This window comes from Acidaminococcus sp. AM33-14BH (genome assembly GCF_003603525.1).
Classification (GTDB): domain Bacteria; phylum Bacillota; class Negativicutes; order Acidaminococcales; family Acidaminococcaceae; genus Acidaminococcus; species Acidaminococcus intestini.
This window is the reverse complement of the sequence record NZ_QTNG01000005.1, coordinates 1-12,143: the sequence shown is the minus strand read 5'-3', so window position 1 is coordinate 12,143 and position 12,143 is coordinate 1. Positions and strand designations below refer to the sequence as shown.

The following is a 12,143-nucleotide window of genomic DNA, read 5'->3' as shown; positions in this document are numbered from 1 at the left end:
CCATACAGATTGTCCCCCTAGAGGACAGTTAACAGCACCCCAGCCCTCAGCGGGTCGGATGATTGATGATATAAAGCGGCTCTTTACCAGAAAAGAGATCATCAATGGCATGAGCACAATTCATGGCAACCGCAGTAACAGCTTCTTCACTAAGGGCCGCTGTATGCGGCGTCCCGATGAAGTTTGGCAGTGCAAAAAGTGGATTGTCCGGCGTCGGCGGTTCCGTTTCAAAAACGTCTCCGGCCGCGGCTCCGATCCGTCCCTCCTGCAAAGCCTGATAGACAGCTTTTTCATCCCAGATGGCACCGCGGGAAACATTCAGGAGTATACCGCCGCGTTTCATATGGGAAATACTCTCTTCATTTAGGATATGGAACGTTCCCTTGTTAAGGGGCAGATGGGGCGATACCACATCGCTGCGCTCCATCAGGTCGTCCAAGGTGTTCGTAAATTCGATCCAATCCGGGAACTTCGACTGGTCCACAAATTTATCATAGACAAGGATCTTCATCTGAAACCCAAAATGAGCAATCTTGACGGCCTCCATACCAATGGGCCCAATGCCAATAGAACCAAAGACCTTGCCGCGGGCTTCGTGAGTTTCTACACGGTCACGGCTCTTCCAATCCCCTTTGCGAACTTCCCGGTCAAGCTGTGAAATCTGGCGCAGGGCAGCGAGCATGAGCGTAATGGCATGCTCAGCCACGGAATAGGTGTTGCACCCACGGGCGAGCGTCACGGTAACGCCTTTTTTGTCGCAGGCCTCAAGATTGATGTTTTCGTAGCCAATGCCGTAACGGGCAATGATCTTGAGGTTCCTAGCGGCTTCAATGACAGCAGGTGTATATTTTTCCGTACGGGCAATGACGGCATCAACGTCGCTGATTGCCTTTTTCATGGTTTCTTCATCCGTGCCTTGAAGTTCGACGAGTTCATAGCCTTTATCCGTAAGGAACGTACGCGCCGACTCTTTCAGGGCTTTTGGAATCAAGATCTTATACATGGATAAATCGCCTCCCCTGTCTTACAGGAAAGGGAAAAGCAAATGCTTTTCCCTTGATTTGACTTACAGAAAGAACTGGATGACGAGCAGCTCTACAAGCCCCACACCCGCCATGATCATGGAAACAGCCGTTTTGCAGGCAAGCTGTTCCTTAAGGTCAGAAACACCAAACATCCCGTTCCATACCCAGAATCCGGAATCCGTAAAATAGCCGAAGGAAATGGCACCGACGCAACAGCTCATGGCCATAAGCAGCGGGCTGATGGTCAGCTGGCCCATAAGCGGCATGGTCAGCGAAGCCGCCGTGACGATGGCAACCGTGGCAGAGCCCAGGACAATTCGCATCAGGGCTGCAATGCAAAAGGGAATGAGGACAGCCGGAATGGGAAGTCCCACAACCATCTTACCGAGGACACTGCCAATACCAGAAGCACGGACAACATAGCCCAGGGAGCCGCCCACACCCGTAATGAGCATGATGAGCCCTGTATCCTTGATGCCTTCATTCATGATATCAAGGACTTCCTTGGTCTTTCGCTCCGGCATCAATCCATAGATGGCGATCAGGCAGCCAATCATCAGCGCCACGATAGGACTCCCAAATAGAGCCAGGGCCGGATAATAAGCAGCTGCCTTATCGACGCCAGCAAGGTCAAGAACGGTCTTTAAGAGGATCAGGAAGAGTGGAACCACAATCGGCGCTGCGGAAATCCAGAAACCGGGCAGGTCGTCCCGATTCAGGAACTGGTCCAAAAGATCCGTTGATGCCCGTTTCACGTCGCCATCTTTACTGGGGCGAACATATTCATCGTCCTCATTGACGACTTGATAGATTTTCTTTCCAATCCACATGCAATACGGTACGACCACAATCAGCATGGGAATCGTCAAGAGCGCACCGCCGGCAATCATCTGACCAACGTCAACGCCAAGCATGCCCGCCGCCGTCAAAGGTCCTGGGGTGGGCGGTACAAGGACGTGGGTCAGCTGGAGCCCGCAGGCAAGGGCTAGTCCCAAGCCGATGACGGATTTGCCCGTCACCTTGGAAATGGCCTTGCAGAGCGGGCAGAGCATAACGACAGCCGAGTCAGCAAAAACTGGAATGGAAACCACCCAGCCCGTTACGCCTAGGGCCCATTCTTCATTGCCCTTGCCTACGGCCTTGATGAAGCTTACAGCAAGACGTTCGGCTGCGCCGGATTTTTCCAGAATGGCGCCCATCATGACGCCAAGGCCAATGATGATGCCCGTGCTTGACAGGGTGTTGCCAAAGCCCGTGGTAATGGCATTGATGACACCAACGATGGTCTTTCCATCAGCTGCTTTGACGGTCACGATCGGCATGCCGCCGATAATGCCTGTAATCAGGGCAGCTAAGAGCATTGCAATGAAACTATGGACCTTGGTTTTGGCAACCAAGATGATCATGGTTATGATGCCAAGGCTTAAGCCCAGGAGCATCCGTGTAGATTCTGCCATTTTTTGAAACTCCCTCACATATTTTCTTTTTTACTTGGATGAAACGGGAAAGGCCTCACTCCTTTCCCGTTCGACTTGCCGCCTCACCTCGGCAGGTCTTTTTTAATCAGCGAACAAGGCACGGAGACTTGGCATCAAATTTCCAGCCCGGAATCAGGTACTGCATGGTGATGGCGTCATTGCGAGCGCCCAAGCAATGTTTCTTGTAAAGTTCATGGGCTTTCATCACCTGGTCACGGTCGATTTCAACGCCCAGGCCCGGTTTATCCGGAACCTTGATCCCGCCGTTCGCAATCTTGAGCGGCTCCTTGGTCAAGCGTTCACGACCTTCCTGCCAGATCCAGTGCGTATCCAGGGCATTGTATTCACCCGGTACGGCAGCACCGACATGGACGCACATGGCAAGGGAAATATCGAAGTGGTTGTTGGAGTGGCTGCCCCAGGTATAGCCGAATTCGTGGCACATTTGGGCCACACGGACGGAACCATTCATGGTCCAGAAATGGGGATCAGCAAGGATAATGTCGACCGCTTGGCTTTCCAGGGAGTGACCGACTTGACGCCAATCCGTAGCAATCATGTTCGTTGCCGTCGGAAAACCAGTGCGGCGGCGGAATTCGCTCATGATTTCGCGGCCGGAATAACCGTCTTCGGCTCCGCAGGGATCTTCACAGTAGGTCAATATGCCGTGCATATCCGCTACATAGCGGACGGCATCATCAAGATGCCAAGCGCCGTTGGGATCAAGGTCCATACGGGCATCAGGGAAAGCCTTCTTCATGGCTTTGATGACTTTCATCTCTTCGTCACCGCGCAGGACTCCGCCTTTTAGTTTGAAATCCTTGAAACCATATTTATCCTTGGCGGCTTTGCACAAGGCCACAACATGTTCGGCATCGATGGCTTCTTCATTGCGGAGACGATACCATTCGCAGTCGGAATCTTCTTCGGACTGATAAGGCAGATCAGTTTTCTTACGGTCGCCAACAAAGAACAGGTAACCCAGGAAGCGGACAAAATCACGTTGCTGACCGGCGCCAAGAAGACGGCAGACCGGCATATCGAGTGCTTTGCCCAAAAGGTCAAGGCAAGGAGCCTCAATGGCCGTCAGGACGTGGACACCTGTACGAAGGTCGAAGGTCTGGGCGCCGCGTTCATCCTTTTCACCGCTCTTATCAAGTTCAGCCTGGACCTTAAGAAGCGTATTGCGGTAATCCGAGACTTTCGTCCCTACAACAATATCGCTCACATTTTCAAGGGCTGTCGTGATCTTGGGCCCTCCCGGAACTTCCCCTACCCCTGTATTGCCTTCGCTGTCCGTCAGAATTACGATGTTGCGGGTAAAGTATGGGGCATGACCTCCGCTGAGATTGAGCAGCATGCTGTCGTGACCGGCAACAGGATATACTTCCATTTTGGTAATCACAGGAACCATTACGCTTTTTCCTCCTTCGTGTTATGCACCTTGTTACAGATGCCCATCCTGAAATAAGTGTTTTCAGTTATTTTAGAATCTTTTTAAGATTCTCTCGTTGACTTTATTGTACGGTCCATGGTACTATAATTCAAATTGTTTGTTTTTAGAATTATTCTAAGAAATTCTAATTAAAAGTTAACCTAATTTCCAAAAAAGAGCCTACCCTGCATGAAACGATACATGTCGGCAGCTCTCCCCTTTTTAAAGGCGGGCATACGTGCCCAAGGAGGCATCCATGGACCTAAAACAGATTGAATACATTGTCAAGATTGCAGAAACGGGGAATATCACACGGGCAGCCGAGCAACTTTTTGTGACCCAGTCCGCCCTCAACCAGCAGCTTCTCAAACTGGAAAATGCCTTGGGCATCAAGCTGTTTTACCGCAGAAAGCACGACCTTACGCCAACGGATGCAGGAAAGGTCTATCTAAAATATGGCCGGCAGATGCTCATTGAAAAAAGGGAAGCCTACAACATCATCAACGACCTTGCTCAAGACAACTTAGGCCATCTTTCCTTTACCTTTTCTCGGGAGCGCGGCCTTGATATGTTTGTTGCCACATACCCTGCCTTCCACCGTCAGTTTCCCGGCATCATCGTGGAGCCTCACGAAATGCGCGTCCATAACCAGCAGCTCCAGATTGCCCAAGGCTATGTTGACCTGGGACTTGTCACGCTTTCGGAGCAGCAGAAACTGGCCGATCTGCAGTATGACCACATCCGCTATGAGCCCCTGCTCCTGTGCCTGCCGCGGAAGCATCCCCTGGCCAAGGACGCGGCGCCTGTAGGGACCTATTTGGAAGACCTTCCCTATATGGACCTATCAGCAATCAAGGAGCTGCCCTTTGTGCTCATCTACAAGGAATCGACCATGCGAAGCCTCATCAACCGGATCCTCGGGGCAGCTAAGATCCGTCCCTATGTCCTTTTTGAATCAGGCAGCATCCGCGCCCTGTTAAAGATCGTGGCAAGCGGTCTTGCCTGTACCATCACCTCGGCGGGCTATATCCGCGGCAAGGACGATGTGGCGTTTTACCGAATTCCCGGCGATCCCTTGTGGGAAATGTGTACGGTCCACAAAAAAGATACCTACGTCAGCAAGGCCATGGCCTGCTATAAAGAGCTGATTGTTAGGTATTTCACTGAAAAAGACCCGCTCCTGACAAATCAAAAGTAAAAAAAAAACGCTCCTTGTGAAATGTACCCTCCTTACTGGGTGTCCAGTAAAGAGGGTACATTTCAGTGGAGCGGGCATTTTATGTTGTCCTTATTTTTGGGAAGCAGCGATCAACGCCTTAAAGAAAGCAAGACAGATGTCAACATCAGCATAGCCTTTCGGGTCCTTATGGTTCAGGACAACTTGCTTGATGTCATTTTCCGGATGGAATTGAAGCCCAACTGCAAATTTGCGATGAGGATCTTCAACGCCCTCGACAAGGCTCAGTCCCTGATCGGTATATTCTGCCGTCTGGATGAGACCCGTTCCTGCAACGGAAAGGATATTCTGATGATGCCAAGAAGAAACCTTGTCAAACGTATCGTCCCCTACAATGCTGCGTAACTTGCTGTTCACGGGCAGGATACGGATTGCATGATGGGTATAGTCGCGATTGGGCGTTCCCGGTGCCATGCGATGGATTTCCTTATAGGCCTTGACGCCCTGTGTCTTGTAATAATCAGGAATATCCTGAATGAAGGTGACGCCGTACACAATGCCCATCATCTGTTCGCTGCGGCATACGTTAAGAACGGGAATATCATGACGGCGGCAGTAATCCTGCAGTGCGTAGTCAGAAATATCCCGGGCCGCATTGATTGTTTCACCGTGATTTTTTTCTGTCTCTGGTACTTTGTACAGGGAGGGACTGATGTCTTCCCCACCCGTTCCAAATACACCATCGATTCCCTGCATCACAGTCTGGATATTGGTCCGTTCGAATCCATCATGGCGAATTTTATCAGCATACGCCTGTTTCAGCATCCCAGAAGGTTCCACATAGGCCTTGTCCACCGTTCCATCGGCGGCATAGGTGACGTCCGTGCTTTTGATCTGATCTAGTTCGACAGGAATCCCACCGGCCATTGTAATGATCTTTTTGAAAGCCTCATATGATTTTGCCTGTTTAGGACTTTTCCAGGAAATTCCAATGACCGGTTTCCCGCCCACCATGGCCTGGGCTTCCTGCCCATAGCCCAGGCAAATTCCTACCGTAAGAATCGCCGCAGATAAAACATGACTCCATTTTTTCATCTTTTCCTACTCCTTTCTGTATTCCGTTTAAGTAACTCATTTCAGTGTATCAAGACGCTAAAAAGAAGTCAAAAAAAAGGACAGCTTTGAATCAATCTGCATCGATTCTTGAAATCATTTCATCGATTCACTGGCTTCTAAGGTTAATACCCACGGCTGAAGGTACCTCTTACCCCCCCATTCATCGTCCCTTTGTTTCAGTAAAAGAAAAGGATATAATCGACGAAATGATGGTTACGTCCTTTATCATACGTTTTTCGATCCTTAAGAGAGGTATATGAAGTATATGAAGCCGCAATCCCTACGCTGCTTCTTGGCGGCTACCCGAGAAGAAAACATAACCAAAGCAGCATCATTCCATCATCTGACGAGCTTACCTTATCAAGGCCCCTTCTGGAACTGGAACACGAACTGGGGAAGCGCTTTTTCCGCGCGGCAAAAAAAGGCCTGATCCTCACCGAAGCACGCCGGCTCCTACAGCCCCGCGCGAAGAAATCCTTTCTCTCGTGGGCCGAACGAAAGAAGAAATGATAAAGGGAATGGTAATCAGCGGGGACATTTATCTTGCGGCTGGTGCGATATCGCCATTATAATGACAGAACTGCAATAGACCTATCCCCGACTCCGTCTTAGAACCAATTCGGGAAGTCCCCTCTTTATCCTCAAGTCGCTTGATAAAGAAAAAAGAAAACCCTGTCCTTATAAGGACAGGGAAACGTTTTTAGCGGCCTTTTCTCGATTGAGCCAAGACCTGCATCTTTTCTTCGTAGTAGGCTGGCGTCATATCCATGAAGTGAGGATGCGGATTTTCAAAGCGCTGTTCTTCCTCCCAGATTTCTTCGGTCAGCTGATGCCGCACATACTCACGGATTGCGTCAAGGCTTGGTGTTTGATAGATTACCTTGCCGTCACGGACAACGGGAACCTTGAGGGCTTTGGCCGTGCAGTTTGTATAGTGACGGAGACGCCAAGGTTCCTTGGGATCGACATAGCGGAAGGGCGCCGAAAGGTCAACCGTTTCACCCTCGCAGGCAATGAGATCACAAAGGGCCTTGCCATTGCTGTTGTAGATACGGTACAAGTCCTTCCGGCCAGGATTCGTAATCTTTTCAATGGATTCAGAAACCTTGATGCGCGGCGTCCAGGTCTTGTCTTGGTTTTCGACAGCAACCAGCTTATAAACCGCACCGAAGACCGGATCGCTTTTAGCAGTAATGAGGCGTTCACCAACGCCAAAGGAATCGATGCGTCCTCCCTGATCAAGGATGGACCGAATGGTATATTCATCAAGGCTGTTTGAAGCCACAATTTGACAGTCATGGAGCCCTTCATCATCAAGGATCTTGCGGACCCGTTTGGAAAGGTAAGCCAGGTCCCCAGAATCAATGCGCACGCCTTTGAGCCGTTTGCCCATGGGATGAAGGATTTCCTTTGCCGTCCGGATAGCATTGGGCAGACCGGAATGGATGACGTCATACGTATCAATGAGAAGGACCACATTATCCGGGTAGATCTCCGCATATTTTTTGAAGGCTTCAAATTCGTCATCAAAGTACATCACCCAGCTGTGGGCCATGGTACCGCCTACGGGAATACCAAATTCCTTGCCTGCAAGGACGGTTGCGGTCCCATTGGCCCCACCAATATAAGCGGCACGGGCTCCATAGACAGCTGCATCCATGTTGTGGGCCCGGCGTGCACCAAAGTCAGATACAACGCGGCCCTGGGCCGCGCGGACAATCCGGTTCGTCTTTGTCGCAATGAGGGACTGATGATTGATTTCCGCAAGGATAGCGGTTTCAAGCAGCTGGGCATCGAGCATGGGCGCGGTAACCGTCAGGATGGGTTCATGGGGATACATGACGGTTCCTTCGGGCAGGGCATCGATATCGCCATGGAAATGATAGCTTTCAAGATAGGTCAGGAATTCTTCGCTAAACAGATGGAGGCTGCGGAAATAAGCTACGTCACTCTTTGAGAAATGGAAATTCTTCACCAGTTCGAGCACTTGTTCCAGGCCAGCAAAGATGGCATAGCCGCCATTATCAGGATTGTTTCGATAAAAGACATCGAAAGTGACTTTCTTTATCTTGTCCAGACCATCACTAAAATAGCCATTTGCCATGGTCATTTCATAAAGATCCATAACAAGGGACAAATTTCGTTCATCTGATTGCATTGGTGCATACCCTCCCAAGGTTTTGGCCCACGAAGGGGAATTCCTTGTGGGCCTCTGATAATGCGCCGCTTGTCTTGGGGGCGGGAAGAAGCGTCCCCTCTCAGCCTGTGGGCCATTCCGTTCTCATGACAAGCGTCAATATGTTTCATTTTATCATGTTGCATAGAAAAAGTCATGGCAATTATCTGAAAAACTGCACGTCTGACAAGTCAGTGCCCTTTTGTTTCAGGGAGCCGAATCATTTGTGTCTTTTTATCGTAAAGGGTCCGCGCTCCTGCATAAAGGGAGGCAAAACTTGTCAAGGTAACGACGGAAGCAATGGCAATCATGATGGAGATCTGGTAGAGAATGGCCAAAAGCGGAGGCGCCCCAGCAAGGATCTGCCCGGTCATCATGCCCGGCAGGGACACGATGCCCATGCCCACCATGGAGTTCAGCGTCGGAACCATGGCCGTTTCAAGGGCCCTGATGACAAATGGCTGGAGAATGTCTCCACTATCCGCGCCTAGGCAGGTCAAGGCTTCCATACGGGCCTGCTGCCCCACCAGGGTCTCCCGAAAGGTCTTGATGCCTAGGGAAACGCTGTTCATGGCATTGCCGAGGAGCATGCCGCCCAAAGGGATGACATACTGCGGGTCAAAAAAAGGTCTTCTTGCGACAGCCATGACAAAGAAGGCTAAAATGGAAAACCCGCCTAGAGTCATGGATAGACCAATCACAAAACGGAAAGAAGGAGAAAGGCCCGGATTTTTGGATAGGACGCGGTGGATGGAAAAAGCCATCATGACAAATAAATAAAGACCGGTCCATAACGAGTTGGGTCTATCAAAAAGATAGGTCAGGACCCATCCTGAAAGGATGAGCTGGATGGTCATCTTCGCGCTTGCCGTAAGAAGCAGGCCTGTCTTTTCAATGCGGCACCGCTTCATAATAAAAAGAATCAAAAGGAGCAAGAGATAAACCGTCGAAAATTGCAGAAACTGCATCAGGAACAGGTTCATTTTTCATGGCCTCCTGCTAGAAAAATCGTGGCATCAGCAAATTCATGCGTGAGGTGGGTATCATGGCACACACATAAGAGGGTCCTTCCCGTCTGATGGCTTTCTTCCTTTAAGGAATGAAACAGGGTTCGCGCTGTATCTTCATCAAGGGACGCAGTGGGTTCATCCAGCAGCAGAACATCAGGGGAAAAAGAAAGAAAAAGGGCAAGATAAGCGCGCTGCCGTTCCCCGCCAGAAAGACTGCGGCAGTCAGTTTCGATGGAAATAGGAAGGGCGGCCCGCCGAAGGGCTTCCCGCATCTGATCCAGATAAGGCGGCTTTTCACGCAGGACCCCATAATACGCTTCAAAGTTTTCCTTGATGATCCCTTCAAATAAAAAAGGTTCCTGAGGTACACGAAGTACTTTTTTCCGATAGCTGAGGATGTCATAGCTGGCAAGCGGCCTTCCCTCATAACGGACGGTTCCTTTATCTGGCAGGAGGGTGCCGTTAAGGAGCCGCAGATAGGTACTTTTGCCGCAGCCGCTGGGTCCGATGAGGAAGGTCATGGACCCTCGTTCAATCTTGATTTCCGGGTACACGATCCTTCCCAAAGCTGTCATTTGATCATCAGAATATAAAATTGGATTGCTCATTGCTGTCATCCCCTTTTATGCCCTTTTAATAGATCCTTTTTTCTGCAAGTGAGCACGAAAATAGGAAGAACCGTCATACGGGCATCTTTTCTTCTTCTTCCACTTCTTTGATCCGGTCCATGGCCTCTTCCTCTTCTGTTCCGCCATACCGGTCGGAAAGATGGACAAGGATCATGGCAATGACAAGAAGGGCATACCCATAAAAGGCTCCATAGACGCCTTCCCGCAGGACAGCAAATCCGGCTGCCAGGCAGCCAGCCATAAAGGAAAGGATGGTCCCTGTATAGAGAATGGCCTTGTGGAAATATTTCCAGTCCTTCGTCATAAAAAACTGGGTCCAAGCAAGTACGGACTGCTTCGTGTTATTTGAAAGAAAGATGGTCGCACTGGCATAGCCCTGGGCTTCGGAAAAAGTTCCCCATTGAAAACTGGCCGCAAAAATCATGGGATAGATGGTCATAATGGGGTCCCAAGTAAGAGGCATGAGCGCTACGAGGGTTATGGCAACGGCATTGACGCAGATGACGATTTTGCGCATATCTTTTTGGATTTTCTGGGAAAGCAGGAAAGAAACCACAACCCCAGCGGCAAACATGATGAGGGCCCCTACCCTTGTCATGACGGAGAAAAAATCACCGCCCAAAAAATCTTCCGTAATGCTCATGAGGTTCCCCGTCTGGGCATTGACAAAATTCCGGGCATGGAGCACTACGGAATACATCCCGCCAAAGCCAGCATAGCAGGCCATGAGCCAGTGAATGATTTCATCATAATGGGTGGCAAAATAGCCGCCTGTGTTCTTATTGGGTTTCATTGGCGTTTCGTAAGCTCCTTTTGAAAATCTTCTTTGATCCGGTCCATGAGATCCTTGCCGCAAATGAGGTCATAAGCCGTTCCTGCAAGAATCTTGGCACCATATAGGATGGCGGCATGGCCCATGTCATCCTTGCCATGATCCAAATATTCCTGGGAATGGGCTGCCGCGCCTTCCGGAACGAACTTGATGCGGGCGCAGGCGCCGGGCATACGGTGAAGGACATTGCCAAAATCCGTGGAACCTGTCTTTTCGCGAGGCGGTGCAATCCCTGGAGCGCCGCAGGCCTTGGCATTTTCCATGATGACGGCATTGAGGGTTGGTGCAGGCAGTTTATCGTCAAAAGAAGGACGGTCAACCATAGTAACCGTTACACCAGCCATAAGGGCCGCGCCCTTTAGGATATCGCGAACGCGGCTTACAACTTCATCAAGGGCTTCCCGAGAATAAGAGCGAAGGCAGAAGGATCCGACTGCTGTATCGGGAACGATATTATTGGGACCGGGCAAGGTTTCAATGGTATAGTGCATGCGGACATCGTCAGGCACATGTTCGCGCAGATATTCGATTCCGTTAAAGGCAAGAAGCAGGGCGTCCAGTGCCGACCGCCCTTTGTGGGGCGCAATGGCCGCATGGGAGGATTTGCCATGGAAGGTGGCAAGGATCTCACTGAGGGCAAGGCTCTTGACATCAGTTTGGGTGTAAGGACCGCCATGCATCATGAGTGCGACATCGATATCCTGGAAAAGACCGGCTTCAAGCATATTGATCTTGCCGCCAAAGCTTTCTTCAGCTGGCGTTCCGTAAATGACAAGCTGGTAGGGACGGTCAGTGAGGATTTCTTTCAAGGCATGGGCTGCTCCAATCACGGCCGGTCCTTGGAGATGATGGCCGCAGCCGTGACCAAAATCCTTAAGTGCGTCATATTCGCATAATAGGCCAATGGATGGCCCGCCTTCCTCATGTTGGTACCGTGCACGAAAGGCGGTTGGAAGTCCGCCCACGCCAAGTTCCACTGCAAACCCCATTTCCTTAAAAAGGTCCGTCAGCAGCGAAGCTGCATGGACCTCCTTTCCTTCCCATTCAGGGTGGTCATAAATGTCGTCAGCCGTCGAAATAAGTACCCCTTTTTGTTCATCAATGAGGTGCCAAAGGGCTTCTTTTTGTGTATCCAATGGAAAATCCCCCTCTTTTCCTTGTTACTTCTTTCCTAAGTATAGAAAGGCTGCTTCCGCTTGTCAAACCCTCAAAAAAAAAGGTTCTTTGTCAAATTTTGGGGTGCTAAAGTGTCTATGCACTCCTGG

Annotated in this window: 10 protein-coding genes; 1 reads left to right on the top strand and 9 read right to left on the bottom strand. The window is 50.3% G+C overall.

Going from position 1 to position 12,143, the window contains the following annotated elements; translation table 11 throughout:
• Positions 1 to 46 precede the first annotated feature (46 nt).
• The 3 genes from DW817_RS04850 to DW817_RS04840 form a co-directional block, all read right to left on the bottom strand.
• A complete protein-coding gene (locus DW817_RS04850) occupies positions 47 to 1,003 on the bottom strand; it encodes a hydroxyacid dehydrogenase (RefSeq protein WP_120111251.1) in 957 nt (318 codons plus the stop codon).
• A gap of 63 nt (positions 1,004 to 1,066) precedes the next feature.
• Positions 1,067 to 2,482 carry a GntP family permease gene (locus DW817_RS04845; protein ID WP_009015225.1) on the bottom strand — a complete coding sequence of 472 codons (1,416 nt, stop codon included), beginning with the start codon at positions 2,480 to 2,482 and terminating at the stop codon, positions 1,067 to 1,069.
• Positions 2,483 to 2,588: 106 nt separating this feature from the next.
• Entirely contained in the window at positions 2,589 to 3,917 is a 1,329-nt protein-coding gene (locus tag DW817_RS04840; protein ID WP_021736956.1) for an enolase C-terminal domain-like protein, read from the bottom strand.
• Positions 3,918 to 4,194: 277 nt separating this feature from the next.
• On the opposite strand from DW817_RS04840, the gene DW817_RS04835 reads away from it, so the two are divergent.
• Positions 4,195 to 5,136 (top strand): LysR family transcriptional regulator, encoded by a 942-nt coding sequence (locus DW817_RS04835; RefSeq protein WP_009015227.1) that lies wholly within the window; start codon positions 4,195 to 4,197, stop codon positions 5,134 to 5,136.
• 90 nt (positions 5,137 to 5,226) lie between these two features.
• Here DW817_RS04835 and DW817_RS04830 read toward each other — a convergent pair whose 3' ends face one another.
• The 6 genes from DW817_RS04830 to DW817_RS04805 form a co-directional block, all read right to left on the bottom strand.
• A complete protein-coding gene (locus DW817_RS04830) occupies positions 5,227 to 6,210 on the bottom strand; it encodes a gamma-glutamyl-gamma-aminobutyrate hydrolase family protein (RefSeq protein WP_009015228.1) in 984 nt (327 codons plus the stop codon).
• A gap of 721 nt (positions 6,211 to 6,931) precedes the next feature.
• Positions 6,932 to 8,389, bottom strand: coding sequence for a nicotinate phosphoribosyltransferase (locus DW817_RS04825; protein WP_120111247.1), 1,458 nt, complete (start codon positions 8,387 to 8,389; stop codon positions 6,932 to 6,934).
• A 209-nt stretch (positions 8,390 to 8,598) separates the two neighbouring features.
• Positions 8,599 to 9,390, bottom strand: a complete 792-nt coding sequence (locus DW817_RS04820) for an ABC transporter permease (protein ID WP_021736952.1) — start codon at positions 9,388 to 9,390, stop codon at positions 8,599 to 8,601.
• On the bottom strand, positions 9,387 to 10,025 hold the full coding sequence (locus DW817_RS04815; protein ID WP_120111244.1) for an ATP-binding cassette domain-containing protein: 639 nt from the start codon (positions 10,023 to 10,025) through the stop codon (positions 9,387 to 9,389). Before DW817_RS04815 ends, DW817_RS04820 begins: the two co-directional genes overlap by 4 nt.
• A 73-nt stretch (positions 10,026 to 10,098) precedes the next feature.
• Positions 10,099 to 10,839, bottom strand: coding sequence for a YoaK family protein (locus DW817_RS04810; RefSeq protein WP_021736967.1), 741 nt, complete (start codon positions 10,837 to 10,839; stop codon positions 10,099 to 10,101).
• A complete protein-coding gene (locus DW817_RS04805) occupies positions 10,836 to 12,014 on the bottom strand; it encodes a M20 family metallopeptidase (RefSeq protein ID WP_021736959.1) in 1,179 nt (392 codons plus the stop codon). The genes DW817_RS04810 and DW817_RS04805 overlap by 4 nt, the downstream gene beginning before the upstream one ends.
• Between the last annotated feature and the right edge of the window lie 129 nt (positions 12,015 to 12,143).